20 protein-coding genes are annotated in these 17,515 nt (G+C 66.6%); 8 read left to right on the top strand and 12 right to left on the bottom strand.

All coding sequences use genetic code 11. From position 1 onward, the window contains the following. Positions 1–79: 79 nt before the first annotated feature. Together OG716_RS08880 and OG716_RS08875 are read left to right on the top strand one after the other, a co-directional pair. On the top strand, positions 80–961 hold the full coding sequence (locus OG716_RS08880; RefSeq protein WP_405137176.1) for a hypothetical protein: 882 nt from the start codon (positions 80–82) through the stop codon (positions 959–961). Continuing rightward, positions 958–1,515: a hypothetical protein gene (locus tag OG716_RS08875; RefSeq protein ID WP_405137175.1), complete on the top strand. Its 558-nt coding sequence runs from the start codon at positions 958–960 to the stop codon at positions 1,513–1,515. Before OG716_RS08880 ends, OG716_RS08875 begins: the two co-directional genes overlap by 4 nt. Before the next feature lie 97 nt (positions 1,516–1,612). Here OG716_RS08875 and OG716_RS08870 read toward each other — a convergent pair whose 3' ends face one another. After that, positions 1,613–1,741 carry a hypothetical protein gene (locus OG716_RS08870; protein ID WP_405137174.1) on the bottom strand — a complete coding sequence of 43 codons (129 nt, stop codon included), beginning with the start codon at positions 1,739–1,741 and terminating at the stop codon, positions 1,613–1,615. A 132-nt stretch (positions 1,742–1,873) separates the two neighbouring features. Between OG716_RS08870 and OG716_RS08865 the strand changes: the two genes are divergently transcribed. The 4 genes from OG716_RS08865 to OG716_RS08850 all read left to right on the top strand — a co-directional run bounded on the left by OG716_RS08865 (position 1,874) and on the right by OG716_RS08850 (position 5,205). Then, on the top strand, positions 1,874–2,170 hold the full coding sequence (locus OG716_RS08865) for a hypothetical protein (protein WP_405137173.1): 297 nt from the start codon (positions 1,874–1,876) through the stop codon (positions 2,168–2,170). Continuing rightward, positions 2,170–3,168: a phosphotransferase family protein gene (locus tag OG716_RS08860; protein WP_405137172.1), complete on the top strand. Its 999-nt coding sequence runs from the start codon at positions 2,170–2,172 to the stop codon at positions 3,166–3,168. Before OG716_RS08865 ends, OG716_RS08860 begins: the two co-directional genes overlap by 1 nt. A gap of 8 nt (positions 3,169–3,176) precedes the next feature. Beyond that, positions 3,177–4,439: an acyl-CoA dehydrogenase family protein gene (locus OG716_RS08855; RefSeq protein ID WP_405137171.1), complete on the top strand. Its 1,263-nt coding sequence runs from the start codon at positions 3,177–3,179 to the stop codon at positions 4,437–4,439. Between the two features lie 142 nt (positions 4,440–4,581). Then, a complete protein-coding gene (locus OG716_RS08850; protein ID WP_405137170.1) occupies positions 4,582–5,205 on the top strand; it encodes a class I SAM-dependent methyltransferase in 624 nt (207 codons plus the stop codon). 12 nt (positions 5,206–5,217) lie between these two features. On the opposite strand, the gene OG716_RS08845 is transcribed toward OG716_RS08850, so the two are convergent. Next, on the bottom strand, positions 5,218–5,772 hold the full coding sequence (locus OG716_RS08845) for a hypothetical protein (RefSeq protein ID WP_405137169.1): 555 nt from the start codon (positions 5,770–5,772) through the stop codon (positions 5,218–5,220). A 674-nt stretch (positions 5,773–6,446) separates the two neighbouring features. On the opposite strand from OG716_RS08845, the gene OG716_RS08840 reads away from it, so the two are divergent. Then, a complete protein-coding gene (locus OG716_RS08840; protein WP_405137168.1) occupies positions 6,447–7,181 on the top strand; it encodes a YoaK family protein in 735 nt (244 codons plus the stop codon). A 110-nt stretch (positions 7,182–7,291) separates the two neighbouring features. On the opposite strand, the gene OG716_RS08835 is transcribed toward OG716_RS08840, so the two are convergent. Both OG716_RS08835 and OG716_RS08830 read right to left on the bottom strand, forming a co-directional pair. Beyond that, complete coding sequence (locus tag OG716_RS08835) at positions 7,292–8,122, bottom strand: SAM-dependent methyltransferase (protein ID WP_405137167.1); 831 nt, start codon at positions 8,120–8,122, stop codon at positions 7,292–7,294. Continuing rightward, positions 8,119–9,036 carry a DUF5753 domain-containing protein gene (locus OG716_RS08830; protein ID WP_405137166.1) on the bottom strand — a complete coding sequence of 306 codons (918 nt, stop codon included), beginning with the start codon at positions 9,034–9,036 and terminating at the stop codon, positions 8,119–8,121. Before OG716_RS08830 ends, OG716_RS08835 begins: the two co-directional genes overlap by 4 nt. A 145-nt stretch (positions 9,037–9,181) precedes the next feature. Between OG716_RS08830 and OG716_RS08825 the strand changes: the two genes are divergently transcribed. Next, a complete protein-coding gene (locus OG716_RS08825; protein ID WP_355121726.1) occupies positions 9,182–9,397 on the top strand; it encodes a hypothetical protein in 216 nt (71 codons plus the stop codon). Between the two features lie 30 nt (positions 9,398–9,427). Here the strand turns inward: OG716_RS08825 and OG716_RS08820 are convergent, their stop codons facing one another. The 8 genes from OG716_RS08820 to OG716_RS08785 all read right to left on the bottom strand — a co-directional run bounded on the left by OG716_RS08820 (position 9,428) and on the right by OG716_RS08785 (position 17,363). Next, positions 9,428–10,048: a TetR/AcrR family transcriptional regulator gene (locus OG716_RS08820; protein WP_405137165.1), complete on the bottom strand. Its 621-nt coding sequence runs from the start codon at positions 10,046–10,048 to the stop codon at positions 9,428–9,430. A gap of 98 nt (positions 10,049–10,146) precedes the next feature. Continuing rightward, the gene (locus OG716_RS08815; protein ID WP_405137164.1) at positions 10,147–11,148 is read right to left on the bottom strand and encodes an NADP-dependent oxidoreductase; all 1,002 of its coding nucleotides are present in this window, start codon (positions 11,146–11,148) and stop codon (positions 10,147–10,149) included. 41 nt (positions 11,149–11,189) lie between these two features. Further along, entirely contained in the window at positions 11,190–12,413 is a 1,224-nt protein-coding gene (locus OG716_RS08810; RefSeq protein ID WP_405137163.1) for an acyl-CoA dehydrogenase family protein, read from the bottom strand. A 29-nt stretch (positions 12,414–12,442) separates the two neighbouring features. Further along, on the bottom strand, positions 12,443–13,552 hold the full coding sequence (locus tag OG716_RS08805) for an acyl-CoA dehydrogenase family protein (RefSeq protein ID WP_405137162.1): 1,110 nt from the start codon (positions 13,550–13,552) through the stop codon (positions 12,443–12,445). Further along, positions 13,549–14,742, bottom strand: coding sequence for an acyl-CoA dehydrogenase family protein (locus OG716_RS08800; protein WP_405137161.1), 1,194 nt, complete (start codon positions 14,740–14,742; stop codon positions 13,549–13,551). Before OG716_RS08800 ends, OG716_RS08805 begins: the two co-directional genes overlap by 4 nt. After that, complete coding sequence (locus OG716_RS08795) at positions 14,739–15,779, bottom strand: phosphotransferase family protein (RefSeq protein ID WP_405137160.1); 1,041 nt, start codon at positions 15,777–15,779, stop codon at positions 14,739–14,741. The genes OG716_RS08800 and OG716_RS08795 overlap by 4 nt, the downstream gene beginning before the upstream one ends. Before the next feature lie 20 nt (positions 15,780–15,799). Continuing rightward, positions 15,800–16,561: a 3-oxoacyl-ACP reductase FabG gene (gene fabG / locus OG716_RS08790; protein WP_405137159.1), complete on the bottom strand. Its 762-nt coding sequence runs from the start codon at positions 16,559–16,561 to the stop codon at positions 15,800–15,802. Between the two features lie 49 nt (positions 16,562–16,610). Then, positions 16,611–17,363, bottom strand: coding sequence for an SDR family oxidoreductase (locus OG716_RS08785; RefSeq protein WP_405137158.1), 753 nt, complete (start codon positions 17,361–17,363; stop codon positions 16,611–16,613). Positions 17,364–17,515: the final 152 nt, after the last annotated feature.

Genomic DNA, 17,515 nt, shown 5'->3' with positions numbered 1-17,515 from the left:
ATCGCTATCGGAAAGCAGACCCGCGCATCCCGACCGCAGGCGTTGACGCTCACCCAGAAACTAGCCCGGGAACATACTCATGTGGTTCGGATATGCCCGTACGGAACTGCTGCCGATCAATGTCCGCCGCGTCGTACTGCAAGCGTTTCGCGAGTACGCCGCCCGTTGCGAATTCGGGGAAGGGGAGGTGCTTTTCGAACCGATCGCTCCCGAGCTGCTGCTGCGCGAGATGGTCGCCGAGCTCGATCGGGACAGCAGTGCCGCGACGGTCCTGCCCCGCCTCCGGCAGACCGCGCAGCACTGGGGCATCGACCTCGATCGGGTCTTCGACACGCCGCGGCGCGCTGATGTGCTGTGGTACATCCTCGAGTCGATCGAGGATTCGAAGGGAGCACAACTCATCGTGCCCTCGCGCGAGCACCTGACCGACCTCGGGCCCTCCGAACGCGCGGCCGTCGCGCAGCTCGCCCGGACCGCGGTCGAGGTGCACTACCTCGACGCGACCTCCGCCCCGGCCGAGCCGCCGCGGCCCGCCGAATCCACCGATGCGCCCAGTGCGGACGATCAGGTGCTGGTGGAATCGCGTATCGGCTCTATTCCGGCTGTCGCCCAACTCGATGCGGCCACCGAGCTCAGTCGGCTCGGACGGCCGGAGCTCATCGAATACGTCGATGCGATCTATGTCGCATTGATCGAGGACGCCGCCACGACGGCAGCGGCCGGTGTCCTCGAATTCCCGCCGGATGCCGGACGGGCGGTCATCCGGCTGCTCGCGGCGGCGGTGACGGGGCGACTGATCGTAGAACTCGAGGAACCTCGCCACCGCCCGGATGCGGTTGCGGCGGAGCTGATCACCTTGTGCGAGAACACCCGGCGGTTCACCGATGGGACTCGGACGTTCACCCGCTGCACGCTGCCCGACGGGTACTCAGCGGACGCACAGTCGAGGGGCCGGGGATGAACGGAATAGCACGGGCCGCCAAGACATCTCAGGCGCCGACCCGCAATATCTGGGATCGCGAGCGCGTCCGACCGGCCGAGGGGCTGCTGGACGCTCGCGAACTACTGCTCGCCGTCGCGGGCAATCTCGAGGGCGGTTCCCCGTTGATCGGCTGGGCGCGCGAACTGGCCGACCTGCACTCCACCCTCACCACCGCGACCGTATCCCCGGCCCGGCGACCAGCCGACTTCGACGACCGCACTGTGCGCGGGCAGATCAGCGAAGTCATCGGCCGGATCGACGAGTGGTCGGCATTGCATCTGCCGCGCCCGACCGCCGGGCGCCGGCACACCCATTCCCTCGGCGAGGTGATCAGCCACATCGCCGCCACCTACGCGCAGATGCAGCGGACGCTGCGCCACAGTGGCAGCGCGGCCCACCAGCATCACGCGGCGATGCGGTTCGCACAGGTCCAGGAAGGTTATGCCGATCTGGTCGGTGAGATTCGAACACTGCGGGTGCAGCTCCCGCTGGGTGCGCAGGGCTCCGCGAAGACGCGATCTACGCCGGAGTGAATATGATGGGCGGCTGGCCGACTCGACAACCTAGCGCGACTCGACGGCTGGGCGGCTGGGCGGCTGGGCGGCTGGGCGGCTGGGAGCGACTCAACACCTAACAGCTGGGCAACTCGGAGCCCGACGGCTTAGTGGCCGGGGTGGCCGGGGTGGCCGGGGTGGCCGGGGTGGCCGGGGTGGCCGGGGTGGCCGGGGTGGCCGGGGTGGCCGGGGTGAAAACTAGCACGCTCGGACGTCTATGTAGCACGCGCGGACGTCTTTGCGTGACATAATATTTCACGCCTCGCGGCGGTCAACCGGTGTGCGGAGCGTGGCCTTCGTGCAATGCTGAGCACGGTGTCCAACGAGGGAGTCGCCCGTGCAGAATCGACCGTCGGCAGCCGAACTGCTGGAGTCACTGGCCGAACTTCTGGAGGGCACCCTGCTGCCGGCGTTGCCGCCCGCGCTGCATCATCGCGCGCGGGTCGGGGCGAATCTGGCCAGGGTTCTCAGTCGCGAGGTCACGCTCGGGCCGGAGGCACACCGCCGCGAAATCGAGTTGCTGGCAGCGGTTCCCGACGGCGACGAGCAGGCATTGTGGCAGGCGTTGACCGAGGTGGTGCGCGCTGATCTGGCGATCGCGAAGCCGGGGTACGACAGCTGGGAGGGTGAGTGATGACCGATCCGGTCGGGGGGCTCGCGGCCTTCCTGACGGAGACTTTCGGTACGACCGTGCGGGTCACTGAGGTGCAGGCTCTGTCCGCCGGTGCGCGCAGGCGCAATATCGCTTTCACCGCAGACATCGAGGGTGCGTCCGCACGCAGACTCGTCGCCACCCTCGTTCCGCCTGCGGTGCAGATCATCTCGGTCGATACCGAAGCGGCCGTGCGTGAACTGGCTCGAGCGCGCGGTGTTCCGGTGCCCGAGGTGGTGGCGGTGTGCGGCGACCTTCGCGCGGGCGAGCCGTTCGTGATCTCCGATCACGTGGACGGAGAGACCGTTCCGCGCAAGGTATTACGCCTGATCGAGGCAACGGGTCATAGCAGAACCGTGGCCCGGCAGTGGGGCCAGGCAATGGGCCGATTGCACACCATAGACCCGGGCGAGGCCCCGGACACCCTGCCCGCCGCCGGAGCCGATCCGGCCGCCGACACCCTCCGCACGGCGGAGCAGGGCGTGCGCACGCTACTGGGCGAACGGCCGGTCTTCGCGATGGCACTGCGCTGGCTCGAACACAGGCAACCCGCCCCGCCGTCGCGTATCGCGCTGCTGCACACCGATCTACGCAACGGCAACATCATTGTCGGCGAAGACGGTTTGCGAGCCGTGCTGGATTGGGAGGGGGCCCAGCGCTTCGGCGATCCGATGCGTGATGTGGCCTGGTCCGCGCTGCGGATGTGGCGTTTCCGCGAGGACGCGCAGGAATTCGGCGGTTTCGCCGACCGCGCGACCTTCGTCCGCGGCTACGAGTCCGCAGGCGGCGAATTCGACCTCGACCGGTTCCGCTGGTGGAAGGTCATGGGCACGCTCGCCTGGGGCGTCGGGCTGGCGTCGCAGGCCGCCGCGCACCTGGACGGGACCGTCAGAGACATTGTGATGGCCGCCAGCGGCCGCCGCGTATCGGAGATCGAGTGGGATCTGCTCATGCTGATCCGGCCCGGCGCGAAAGCCTAGGAGCGAGCGTGGATTTCGAACTGCCACACGAACTGACCGCGTATCTGCGGGAGCTCGACTCGTTCATCGAGGCCGAGATCATCCCGCTCGAACAGCAGCACGACAATATCCGCTTCTTCGACCACCGCCGCGAGGACGCCCGCACCGACTGGGACCGCAACGGGCTGCCGAGCGTGGAATGGGAGGAACTGCTCGCCCAGGCACGCCGGCGTGCCGACGCCGCGGGCCACTACCGCTACGCCTTCCCCGAGGAGTTCGGTGGCCGCAACGGCAATAACCTCGGTATGGCCGTGATCCGCGAACATCTGGCCGAACGCGGTCTCGGCCTGCACTGCGATCTGCAGAACGAGCATGCCATCGTCGCCAACAATGTCGGGCTGCTGCTCATGCTCGAGTACGGGTCCGAGGCGCAGAAGGCGCAGTGGGTCAACGGTTTGGCCGACGGCACCAGGTTCTTCGCCTTCGGAATCACCGAGCCCGAGCACGGCTCCGATGCCACCCATATGGAGACCACCGCCGTCCGTGACGGCGACGACTGGATAATCAACGGCGCCAAGACCTGGAACACCGGTGTGCACATCGCCGACGCCGACCTGATCTTCGCCCGCACCGCCGGCCAGGCCGGTGACGGACGCGGCATCACCGCATTCCTGGTGCCCACCGACGCTCCGGGCTTCCAGGTCGAGGAATACCTGTGGACGTTCAATATGCCCACCGATCACGCGCGCATCTCGCTGACCGAGGTGCGCGTACCGAATTCGGCCATCCTCGGGCAGGAGGGCCGCGGCCTCGGAGTCGTGCAGCACTTCTTCAACGAGAACAGGATTCGCCAGGCCGCCTCCAGTCTCGGTGCGGCGCAATACTGCATCGACCAGGCCGTCGCCTATGCCAAGGAGCGCAAGCCTTTCGGCACTCCCCTGGCCGCCAACCAGGCCATCCAGTTCCCACTGGTGGAACTGCACACCCAGTGCGAGATGCTCCGCGCACTGATCCGCAAGACCGCCTGGTCGATGGACACCTACGGCACTTTCGCTGTGTCCGAACAGGTCTCGATGTGCAACTACTGGGCCAACCGACTCTGCTGCGAGGCCGCCGACCGCGCGATGCAGGTCCACGGCGGCCTCGGCTACTCCCGCCACAAGCCCTTCGAACACATCTACCGCCATCACCGTCGCTACCGCATCACCGAAGGCGCGGAGGAGATCCAAATGCGCCGAGTGGCCGGATACCTGTTCGGCTTCATGGACCGGGCCGCGGTGAAGGGCGTGTGACCGCGCGCCGCCGCCGCACTCCGCCGGCTACCGAACCCCCGGGCGAAGACGAGTAGTCCTCACCAATGTTGTTGCCGCACAGAGCTAACAGTCGACCGCTCGATCTGCCCCACATGCAGGACCAGTCGATTAGCTTGGTCCCATGGGACTTTCTGCCGCCGAGGTGTTCGACGGACTCGGCATCGATTACGAGAAGGCGTTCGCCGGGCTGACAGCGCACCGCGAGGAACTCGAGTGGCTGCTGACCGAACTGCCGGACAACTCGAAGGTACTCGACGTCGGTTGCGGCACCGGCCGGCCGACAGCCGAGGTACTGGTCGCCGCAGGCCACGACGTCACCGGTTGCGACATCTCCCCCGGAATGATCGAGATCGCCCGCAACCAGGTCCCCCGCGCCCGATTCGAAGTCGCAGACCTTCGAACACTGTCGTATCCGGCCGAGAGCTGGGACGCAGTGACAGCATTCTTTCCCCTGCTCCAACTGACCAGAGCCGAAATCGACGCCGCACTGGTGAAATTCGCCGATTGGCTGACGCCCGGCGGCATCTTCCTACTGGCCACGGTCCCCGCGGACGTCGAGAGCCTCGACATCGAATTCATGGGAAAGCCCGTCACCGTCAGCAGCTATCCCCCAGAGGAATTCACCCGCCGACTAACCACCGCAGGCCTCGAGGTCCTCCACCACCGAGTAGTCGAATTCCACCCCGACCACCCACACGCCATCCCCGAACACGACCTCTTCCTCGCCGCCCGCAAACCCTCCTGAGCAGTAGTCGCGCTAGACCGCCTGCCTCCGTTGCGGCCGGCCCTGCCACCACGCCGCCCTGTTCGCATCGATCTCGTCGGCGTGCACGTAGTCCCGGAACAGCTGGGTTGCCCGGTAGCCTGCGCTGCCCGCGGCACGTTCCAGCTCGGTGATGTCGTGCCAGCGGTGCGCGCGGTCGAGCAGTTCCGCGGCGAGCAGGGACAGTACGGGTAGCGGGCCTGCGGTGGCGGTGGCGATCAATGCGTCCGCGCCGAGGGTGCCGGTCCATACTGTCCGGAGCTCGTCGGCGTCACAGCGTTGGACGAATTCGAGGACAGTGCGGGGTTTCATATCGTCAGGACTGTCCATCACCAGGCGGATCGCGAGCGCACGCTGCTGATGTGCGAGATAGTCGGTGATCGTCAGGGCGGGTGGGATCGCGTCGGCCACCGGATGGGGATGGCGCGCAGCCGCTCCCGAATACGGGCTGCCGACCGGGCCCCTGTAATCGAGCATCTTCTGCAGCTCCGACCCGGTCAGCGTGAACACCCACGCGGGCAGCCGCGCGCACACCTTCCTGGACGGCATCCGCAAAGTCAGAGGCTCTCCACTACTCCCCCGACCTACCGGATTCGCGTGTTCAACACCGGGTACCGGCGAGTCGCCATCGGGTACCGGCGAGTCGTGCAAACCCAAAATATCGGTGGTACGCCGCAGCGTCTGCCGCAGCCGGGCTAATCGAGAAGCGTTGTCGGACATGTCGAGTACTCCCTCGAACCAGACCTCGGCACACATGCCTCGGAATCTCCACGGTAGCGACGAAACCCCTCACCGCCCACCGAGTCAGGCCCCCCGACTCACGATCGATATGCGGCACATCCCCATACCCGCTCCGCCATCCAGCCACCAACACTCCTCCAGCTAAGTGCCCGCCGAAGTCCCGCTAGTCTTCTTGGGCCGGTAACGCAGCACTACAACGTCATTGAGCACAGCGGCATCGAGGAATTCCAATCGACGCCGTGACCCGCTTCGGGAAAGGCGGCGCGCTCGTGTTCCGGGCTTGTTTGCTGTTTGGCGGGTTCGACATTCGCGCCTTACATTGTTAGATGCGCATATTTCCATGTTCATACTCTTGAGCCATGCGAATGGCAAGGAATGGCATATTTCGACACCGGGCGGCCTACGGGTTCGCAGTTCCCCTCGGCAAAATAGGCTTGCGGGCTTGGTGGCGGCACTCCCCTATGACGACAGGAGCCTCAGGTATGAAGCAGCATCTGATCGCCGCGCGGGAGTTGATTGTGCCGCCTCAGGGGCATGCGCATGGGCCGCTGCCGCCGATGTTGCTCGGGTTGACGGTTGTCACCGGGGTGGTTGATGCGTTCAGTTATCTCGAGTTGGGGCATGTGCTGGTGGCGAATATGACGGGAAATGTTGTGTTTCTGGGGTTTTCCGTCGGGAGGGCACCGGGGTTCGTGTGGTGGGCGCTGTTGCTGGCGGTGGTTGTTTTTCTGATGGGGGCGGTGAGTGGTGGCCGGTTGCATACGCATCTCGGCGCGCATCGGGGGCGCCATCTCTTCGGGGCGGTGGCGACTCAGCTGGTGCTGATCACCGCGGCGTGGGTGGCTGCGGTGGTTATCGATCACCCATACCGGGGGTGGGGGCTGGCGGTGCTTATCGTTTTCCTCGCGGCCGGTTTGGGGCTGCAGAATGCGACTGCTCGGGCGCTGGCCGTTCCCGATCTGACGACCACGGTGCTGACGCTCACGCTGACCGGGATCGCGGCTGATAGTGCGGCGGCCGGTGGGAGTGGAAGCAAGCTGGGGCGCAGGGTGATTCCGGTGGCCGCCATGTTTTTGGGCGCGGCGATCGGCGCCGCGCTGGTTGTGCACGATCACGGGGCGGCAGCGCTTGCCGTGGCGGTGATTCTGCTCGCGGGTATCACCGTGTTCGCCTATCGGGCAGCGAGATCGACCGAGGCCTGGACCAGCAAGCCTTGACGTAATCCGCCTGACTCGGCGACCAGTGCGTGCCTCGGGAGATAGACGCTGGCGGGCAGCCGAACCCACCGCACTTCGGCGGCGAATCGGCTGCCCTGCGACCCGAAGAGTCAGGCCTTGCGGCCGATACCCGCCCAGTACCAGGCACTTTCGGCTTCAGCGACGGCGGTGGGCTTGCTGGTGAGGTCGGGGCGCCATGCGGCAACGGGGACAAGACCCGGATCGATCAGGGTGGTGCCGGTGAACAGCTCGCTGGTATCGGACTTGCTGCGGGGATGGAAGGTGATGCCGGAGCTTTCGGCGGCTGCGGCGACTCCTGCCATCGCTTCTGGCGCGAAATCCGCTGTGGGGTGGGTTATTACGATGTAGCTGCCGGAGGGGACCGCGTCCAGGAGCGTGGCGATGATCTCCTGCGGGTGGTCGCTGTCGCGGAAGTACATCATGATCGCGACGAGCATGATGGCGACGGGTTCGGACAGATCCAGGGTTCCGGTGAGATCGGGATTGCTGAGGATCGAATCCGGTTCGTGCAGGTCGGCGTGGATGAAGCGGGTGCGGCCCTGCGGGGTGCTGTCCATCAGCGCGCGGGCGTGGGCGAGCACGATCGGATCCTTGTCGACATACACGACACGCGCGTTGGCATCCAGACTCTGGGCCACCTCGTGGGTATTTCCGGCGGTCGGAATTCCGGTGCCGATATCGAGGAACTGCGTGATCCCGGCCTCGGCGACCAGGTAGCGGACCGCACGGGACAGGAAGGCGCGGTTGGCGCGCGCCATGGTCTTGATGGTGGGGACGTGCTCGGCGATCGTATCGCCCAGCGCCCGGTCCGCCGGATAGTTCTCCTTGCCGCCGAGCCAGTAGTCGTAGACGCGGGCCTCGTGCGGGATGGTGGTGTCGATCTCGGTCGGTAATTGGGTGCCGAAAGCGTTGTCGGTCATCGGATCTCTGTTCTGATCGGGTGGGTGATGGCGAGCGAGTCGAGGGCTTCGGCGGTGCGCTGAGGCGAGGTGGCGCAGACGCACAACCGGTCCCAGAGTGCGTTGAAGCGATCCAGATCGACGGGTTTGTCGAGGAACTGGGGACCGGTGGGGTGCGGGAAGTGGACGATATCGCTCAGCTCGGGAGCAGCGAACCGCAGCATGGTGAAGGCGGTGCCGCTGATGGCGGGGCCGCCGATGTGATCGGGCAGCACCTGCACGGTGATATTGGGATGTGTTGCCATCTCGGCCAAATGGCTCAACTGCCCCTGCCATACCTCGTGCCCGCCGAGCGGGCGGCGCAGCGCCGCCTCCTCCACGACGAACCACGCCCTGGGCGGATCGGTGCGGGTGAGCAGCCGCTGCCGGCGCACCAGCGCCTCCACACGGCGCTGGATATCGGCCGCCGGCTCACGGTCGGCGATCGCGAAGACCGTATGCGCGTAGGACGGCGTCCACAACAGCTCGGGAACCAAACCCGGTGCATAACAACGGATGAGCGCGGAAGCATCCTCCAGTGCCGAATAGGTGTCCGGTCGCGCGGTCGCCAGATCCGGACCGGCCTGCCAGCGTCCGACGGCATTGGCGCGCTCGGCCAGCTGCAAGAACTCGGCCCGGGTGCCGGAGTCACGCACGCCGTAGGCGGTCAGCAGATCGGCAATATCCTTGGCGCGGAAGCTCACTCGCCCCGCCTCCAGTCGGCTGATCTTCGAGTGCGAGGCGCGGATCACCCGGCCGGCCCGGTCCCCGCTGATGCCGGCCGTCTCGCGCAATCTGCGCAAACGCACTCCGAGGACGCGGCGGAGCAGTGCCGGATCCTCGCTCGGTTCTTCGGCGATGCAACTACTCCCGACGCTGGTCAAGTCCTCGATCACGGCCACTCCTGTCGGCATTACCCATGCGAACCAGAGTGTGCCACAACCTATTACAACTCACACATCGACATCCAGCACGTGCAAATGCACGTGCGAGGAGTTATGGTTGGGCGGGAGTCAGCAGGTATTCCCATTGGGGGCCGCGATGAAGAAGAGCGATACCACTCGAGCATTCGGGTCCGATCCCTACCGGATCGGGATCACCGATGTTGTCAGCAACTACGGACTGGACGCGGTGCAGCGCAGGATCGAGCAATTGCGCATCACCGGACTCCACTACGCCGCAACGGCGATCGAAAGCGAACTCGCGATCGCGCGGGTCAGCGAATCGTCGGTGCTGCTGCGGCGCCAGTCGGCATAGCACCGGGTCGCCGGGAAGACAGCGCCGAAGTTACTGCTTCGCCTGTTTTTCCGGATGACCGGCGCCGACAATGCGCAGGGCGAGGTCGACGTAGTAGTCACCGAGTTGCTCGGGCGACCAGGCGCCGTCCTCGCGATACCAGCGTGCGATATCGATACCGAGCGACAGCACCGCGACCGCCGCGATGTGCGGATTCGGATTGTCGAACGACCCGTCGGCCACACCGTGCTCGATCAGGTTGCGGACCTCGGCATCGATCGTGTGGCGAATATCCTTGACCTCACGCTGATGCTCGGGACTGAGCGCGGCGAGTTCATAATTGATGACGCGGGCGACGGTGTGCGCGCGGGCATGGTGGATCGCGAAATCCCGCACCAGCGCCACCAGCTGTTCGGTGGGTTCCGTCGAGGACGCGATCGCGGCCTGGATGCGCTCCAGGGTGTCGAGGTGGCCGGTACGCGAGATCTGGTAGAGCAGTTCCTCTTTGGAGCGATGATGCACATAGATCGCCGCGGTGCTCAATCCGGCGATCGAGGTGACGTCACGGGTGGTGGAGCCGTGGAATCCGCGGTCGGCGAAGGCGACCACGGCGGCATCGAGCAACCGTGTTCGAGTCTCGTCCGCACGTGAGCGGTCCTGCGCTTCGGCCACCTGGACAGTCTCCCATTCATTCGGACCGTGGCATGCCGGGCACCCGTCGGCAGCCCTCGCGCACCCGGCCCGGTGAGAGGCCGGGTGCGCGCCATTTCTCAGACCGCGAGCACAAGCTTCCCGGTGTTCGCACCGGTGAAGAGCATGTTCAGGGTCTCGCCGAAGCGCGCCACCCCACCTTCGACCACGTGTTCGCGGCTCTTGATCTTGCCCTCGGCCAGCCATTGCGCCAGCTGCGCGCCGGCCTCGGCGTAGCGATCTGCGTAGTCGAAGACCACAAACCCGGTCATGGAGGCCCGGAACACCAGCAGCGACATGTACCGCGACGGTCCCGGCGGCGGCTTCTCCTCGTTGTAGGCCGAGATCGCGCCGCACAGCACGATGCGCGCGCCGCGGCGCAGGTTGGCCAGCGCGGCGTCGAGGATCTCACCGCCCACATTGTCGAAGTAGACATCGATGCCGTCGGGGGCGGCGGCACGCAGCTGCCGCAGCACATCACCGGCGCGATAGTCGATGGCCGCGTCGAATCCCAGCTCCTCGGTGAGCATCCGGCACTTGTCCGGACCGCCCGCGATACCGATCACGGTGGCGCCCTTGGCCTTCGCGATCTGCCCGGCCACACTGCCGACGGCGCCCGCGGCGGCCGAGACCAGCACGGTCTCCCCCGCGCGCAGCTTCCCGACCTCGAGCAGGCCGAAATACGCTGTCATGCCGGGCATTCCGAGCGTACCGAGCCAGGTGGGGCCCGATGCGACGCTCAGATCGACCGGTTGCACGCCGCGGCCGTCGCTGATGGCGTACTCGGTGACGCCGAAGATGCCGCTGACCGTGTCACCGACCGCGAAGTCCGGATGATTCGACTCGACGACCGTCGCGATATCCAACGACCGCATCACCTCCCCGATCCCGACCGGCGGCACATAGGAGCGAACATCGTTGAGCCAGCCGCGCATGGCCGGATCCAGGGAGATGAAACCGACCTTGACCAGGATCTCGCCCGGTCCGAGCTCGGGCAGCTCGGTGGTCGTCACATTCCAGGTGGCGGCGGTAGTCAGACCGGTCGGCCGTGCGGCCAGGCGTACCTGCTGGGTTTTCGTCATGCACCACTCCTTCTCGAACTGGTCGAATTCATTTGCGTGTATCAGGCTTTCCGGCCCCAGGACGGATCCCGGCGGCGCAGTTCCATATGCGCGATGGTCCGCTTGTGCACCTCGTCCGGACCGTCGGCCAGCCGCAGCGTCCGCGCGTGCGCGTACATGCTCGCCAGCGGGAAGTCGTCGGAGACACCGGCGCCCCCGTGCACCTGGATGGCCCGGTCGATCACCTTCAGCGCCATCTGCGGCGCCGCCACCTTGATGGCGGCGATCTCGGTGCGCGCGTTCTTGTTTCCCACGGTGTCCATCAGATACGCGGCCTTGAGGGTCAGCAGCCGGACCATTTCGATCTCGATGCGGGCCTCCGCGATCCAGTCCTGGATATTGGCCCGGTCGGCCACCGGCGCCCCGAAGGTGGTGCGCGACTGGGCCCGATCGATCATCAGGTCCAGCGCCCGCTCGGCCATGCCGACGATCCGCATACAGTGATGGATGCGGCCGGGACCCAGCCGCGCCTGGCTGATCATGAACCCGTCGCCTTCGGCCGCCAGCAGCGCGGTGCTCGGCACCCGGACATTCTCGAATACCACCTCCGCGTGGCCTTCTCGGTCCTGATAGCCGAATACCGGCAGCCCGCGCACGACGGTCACGCCGGGCGTATCGAGCGGGACCACCATCATGCTCTGCTGCCGATGCTTCGGCGCGTCGACATCGGTCTTGCCCATCACGATGAGCACCTTGCAGTTCTTGTGCAGCGCATTTGACGTCCACCATTTGCGGCCGTTCAGTACGTAGTCGTCCCCGTCGCGATCCATGCGCAGCTGGATATTGGTGGCGTCGGAACTCGCGACCGCGGGTTCGGTCATGGCGAACGCGGACCGGATATCACCCGCGAGCAGCGGCGCCAGCCATTCCCGCTTGTGCTCCTCGGTACCGAAGAGCGTCAGCACCTCCATATTCCCGGTGTCGGGGGCACTGCAGTTGGTGACCTCCGGCGCCAGATGCGCACTGCGGCCCATGATTTCGGCCAGCGGCGCGTATTCGGAATTGGTCAGCCCCGGACCCCACTCCGGATGCGGATGGAACAGATTCCACAGCCCGCGCTTGCGGGCCTCGGTCTTGAGTTCCTCCACGATCGGCGGCTGGAAGTGCGGATCGCCGGACTCGGCCATCTGCGCTTCGTAAATCGATTCCGCGGGGTAGACGAGCTCATCCATGAAGGCGAGCAGATCGTCCCGATAGCGGAGGGCCTTGTCCGAGAGCTCGAACATCTCTACTCCTGACTGTCGTTTGTGTGAGGTCACTTGCGGCCGAGCGGCAGATCGATCAGCCCGGCGAGCACGGACCGGTGGTAGGCGGGACTGCCCAGCCCGATCTGATCGGCCTTGGCCCGCTTGAGGTACAGGTGCACCGGATACTCCCAGGTCATGCCGATGCCGCCGTGCAGCTGCACGGCTTCCTCGGCGGCATGCACCGCGATATCGCCGCAGTACGCCGCGGCGACGGCGGTGGCGATCGCGGCATCCGGATCACCGGCCGCGATCGCGCCCGCCGCGTATCGAGCTGTCGCACGGGCGGATTCGAGCTCGACGTACAGATCGGCGAGCCGATGCTTGAGCGCCTGGAACCCGCCGACCACCCGCCCGAACTGCCGCCGCACCTTCAGATACGCCACGGTCGTGTCCAGGCACCATTCCGCGATTCCAGCCTGTTCCGAGGCCAGCAGGGCCGCGCCGATCGCCAAACCCGCACGCAGCGCGGGCAATCCGGCCCCGGCCTCCACGACCACCCGGCCGGGAGCGGAGTCGACGGTGATATCGGCGAGCGGCCTGGTCATATCGAGGGAGACCACCGGATCGGCCGTGACGGCGGAGGTCGCGAGCGCATGCACCTCGGTGCCCGCCGGCGTCTGCACCGCCGCGAGCAGCACATCCGCTTCCAGCGCTCCCGCCACGCTGGTGACCCGGCCGGACAACCTGCCGTCCGCATCCTTTGTCAGCGTGGGGATCTGCTCGGCCGTCGCGGCCGAGAACGGTGCGAGCAGTGCCGCGGTGCATTCGCCGGTGGCGAGTTGAGCGACGAGTTCGGAGTCGCCTGCCAGCAGTACCGTCGCGGCGATCACACTGCTGGTCAGGAATGGTACCGGAGCGGCATAGCGACCCAACTCCTCCAGCACCACCGCGGCGTCACGGGCGGAACCGCCTGCGCCACCCCGGTTTTCGGGGATCAGCAACCCGGCCAGTCCCAACTCGGTGGTGATCGGTTTCCACAGTGCGCGGGTCAGCGACCGGTCCCCCGCATAGGCCGCCAGCACCGCCGCGGGATCGCACCGCTCGTTCAGCAGGCTCCGCACCGCCGCGCGCAGCGCCGTCTCGACATCGGTATCGAGCAGCAGGATGTCCTCGCTCATCGGATGAGGTCCTTCCAGGCGATATCCTTGTCCCCGCGCGCTTCCGACGGCAGGCCCAGCACCCGTTCGGCGACGATATTGCGCATGATCTCGGAGGTGCCGCCCTCGATCGAATTGCCTTTCGCGCGCAGATAGCGATAGCCCGCTTCGCGCCCGGCGAAATCGACGCGATCGGGACGGACCATGGTCCAGTCGTCGTAGCGCAGCCCGTCCTCGCCGAGCATCTCCACTTCGAACCCACTGAGCTGCTGATTGATTCGCGCGAACGAGAGCTTCAGCGCCGAGGTCTCCGGCCCCGGCTGCCCGCCCGCGACCCGCTGCCGCAGCCGCGTGCCCGCCAGCCGCGCGGCCTCGGCATCGACCCACAGTCGCAGCAGCCGGTCATGCAGTTCCGGTGTGTGCTTATCGGCGTTATTGCGCCAGGTCCGGGTCACCGCGCCCAGCAGCCCGCTCTCGCGGGGCACGGGACGCCCGCCGATGGATACGCGCTCGTTGTTGAGCGTCGTATTGGCCACCCGCCAGCCCTCGCCCTCCTGGCCGAGGCGATTCGCATCGGGGATGCGCACATCGGTCAGGAAGACCTCGTTGAATTCGGCCTCGCCGGTGATCTGGCGCAGCGGCCGCACCTCCACGCCCGGATCGGTCATATCGCAAACGAAGTAGGACAGTCCGGCATGTTTCGAGCGGTTCGGATCGGTGCGGGCCACCAGAATCGCCCGCTGCGCCTTGTGCGCGACCGAGGTCCAGACCTTCTGCCCGTTGACAATCCAGTCGTCGCCGTCGCGCACGGCGCGGGTGCTCACCGCCGCCAGATCCGATCCGGCGCCCGGTTCGCTGAACAGCTGGCACCAGATCTCCTCCCCCGCCCAGAGCGGCCGCAGATAGCGCAGCCGCTGTTCGGGTGTGCCGTAGGCGAGGATGGTCGGCGCGGCCATGCCGAGGCCGATGCCGTTGAGCTCGGGACTATTGCCCGGCGCTCCGGCCTGCTCGAACAGGGCGTCGACAAAAGGTTGCAGTTCCCGGTCCACTCCCAGCCCGCCCACGCCCTCCGGGTAGTACACCCAGGCCAGGCCCGCATCGAAGCGGGCGCGGTGGAAGGTCACCGGATCGGTGGTAGCCGGGTCGTGCTCAGCGAGCAGGGCGGCTACGCGCCCGCGCAGATCCTCGCGTACCGCTTCGGGATTGGTCATCTGTCCTTCTCCTGGAAAGCGGCGATTCCGGCGCGCAGCAGCGGATCCACCATTTCTCCCACGCCGTCGAAACCCGAACCCACGGTCTGGCCGTGGATGAAGCGGTAGTAGATGCCCTCGGCGATCACCGCGAGCTTGAACGAGGCCAGCGCGACGTAGAACCCGACGTGCGTCAGATCGCGCCCGGCGAGCCGGGCGTACCGGTCGAGCATCTCGTCTTCGGTCAGGAAGCCCGGCGCCGCGGCCACATCGGTCACGCCGGGTACCCGGCGCTGACCCATTCGCTGATAAACGAGCAGCAGGCCGATATCGGTGAGCGGATCACCGAGGGTGGCCATCTCCCAATCGAGCACGGCCGCAACCTGATCGGCCGCATCCACCAGAACATTGTCGAGGCGGTAGTCACCGTGCACGATACGCGCCGCCGATTCCGGCGGCTGCTGTTCGGCGAGCAGGCGGTGCAATTCGACAGCGGCGGGCAGATCCCGGGAGTACGAGGCGTCGAGCTGTTTCTTCCAGCGCCGCACCTGGCGTTCCAGGAAACCCTCCGGTCGCCCGAAGTCCCCCAGCCCCACCGCATTCGGATCGACGGTGTGCAGGGCGGCGAGCGTATCGATCAGATCGGCCGACACCGTGGCCGTCCGCACCGGACCCAGCACCTCGAGTTCGGCGGCGGTGCGGTACGGCGTCCCGACCACCAGTTCCATCAAATAGAAAGGCGCACCGAGGATTTCCGTGTCTTCGCACAGCGCATAGGTTTCGGGCACCGGCACGTCGGTGCCCGCGAGCGCGCTGATCACGCGATGTTCCCGGGACATATCGTGCGCGGTCGCCAGCACATGGCCGAGCGGCGGCCGGCGCAGCACGAACGACGTGGTGCCGTCGCTGATTTCATACGTCAGATTGGATTTGCCGCCGGCGATCAGGCGGCCCCGCAGCGGCCCCTTCGCCAGATCGGGCCGGTGGACGGCCAGCCAGTCGGCGAGCCGGTCCAGATCGAGGCCCGGTAGATCGCCCAGGCCCTCGAATGTGTTCATCGCCTTCGGTCCTTCCCTATTCAGTTCTTGGGTCCGCCGGCCACATAGATCACCTGGCCGGAGACGAACCCCGCGCCCTCGCTGACGAGGAACGAAATGGTGTGCGCGATATCCTCGGGCTGCCCGGCGCGCGCGACCGGAATCGTGGACACCACAGCCTTTTTGAAGTCCTCGAACGGAACGCCCACCCGGGCGGCGGTGGCCGCGGTCATCTCGGTTTCGATGAAGCCCGGAGCGACGGAGTTGGCGGTGACGCCGAACTTGCCCAGCTCCAGCGCCAGCGTCTTGGTGAAACCCTGCAGACCGGCCTTGGCCGCGGAGTAGTTGACCTGGCCGCGATTACCGAGCGCGGAGGTGCTGGAGAGGCTGACGATGCGGCCCCACTTCTGCTCGATCATGTGCCGCTGCACCGCCCGCGACATCAGGAACGAACCGCGCAGGTGCACGTTCATGACGGTGTCCCAGTCGTCGACGGACATCTTGAACAGCAGATTGTCGCGCAGCACGCCCGCATTGTTGACCAGAACGGCCGGCGCGCCCAGTTCGGCGGCGACACGATCCACGGCCCGGTCGACGGCGGCCTCGTCGGACACATCCGCACCGACGGCGAGCGCCCGCCCGCCGGCCTTCTCGATCTCCTCGACGACTGCGCCGCAAGCCTTTTCGTCCAGATCGAGCACGGCGACCGCCATGCCGTCACTGGACAGCCGGCGGGCTACGGCCGCGCCGATGCCGCGCGCCGCACCCGTGATGATCGCGATTCGCTGGGGCTGATTGCTCATAGGTGTCTTCTCCTCGGAAGAGTGATCAGGGGTCGATGTCGGTGGCGGGTCAGACGCCGCCGGTCAGCGTGACGCCACCGTCGACGACCACCAGCTGCCCGGTCATCCAGCTCGCGTCCTCGGAGAGCAGGAAGGCCACCACGCCGCCGATGTCCTCCGGGACGCCGAGCCGCTTGAGCGGATAGTTCGCGGCCACCTCGTCCTCGTGGCCTTCGTAGAGCGCGGAGGCGAATTTGGTCTTCACCACGGCGGGGGCGACGGCATTGACCCGAATGTTCGGTCCGAGTTCGACCGCGAGTTCCTGGGTGATGTGGATCAGCATCGCCTTGCTGGAACCGTAGAACCCGATGCCGGGAGCCGGTTTGGTGCCCGCGACCGAGGAGATGTTCACGACCGCGCCGCCGTGCTCGTTCATCCACGACTTGTAGATCTGCTGCACCCAGGACAGCGCGGCCAGGCAGTTCACCTCGACGATCTTGCGGGCCGCGGCCAGGTCCAGCTCGACCATCGGGCCGAAGACCGGGTTGATGCCGGTGTTGTTGACCAGCAGATCGGCACTGCCGAAGGTGGTGATCGCGCGCTCGATGGTCTCCGCCTGATGCGCGGTGTCATCGGCCCGACCGGCGACCGCCAGGGCGTGGGCGGAACCACCGAGGATCTCGACCGCTTCGTCGAGCGCCTCCTTCTTACGTGCGGTGATCACGACCTTCGCACCCTCGTCCACCAGGCGCTGGGCGATGCCCAGCCCGATACCCCGGCTGGCGCCGGTGACGATCGCCGTCTTTCCTTCGAATCTGTTCACAGAGTGGTCCTTTCGGAGTTCGGGCGATCCGTGCACCAGGAACTGCTGAGTCCCTCGGCGGCAACTTACTAAGCGCTTGGTAACCCAAGGCCACCATGCGGGACGCAGGCCGCACAGGTCAAGTGATCCAGTTTCCGACGCTACTGTGACTC

The sequence above is a fragment of the Nocardia sp. NBC_01388 genome (genome assembly GCF_045040085.1).
Lineage (GTDB): Bacteria > Actinomycetota > Actinomycetes > Mycobacteriales > Mycobacteriaceae > Nocardia.
This window is presented reverse-complemented; position numbering and strand designations above follow the sequence as displayed.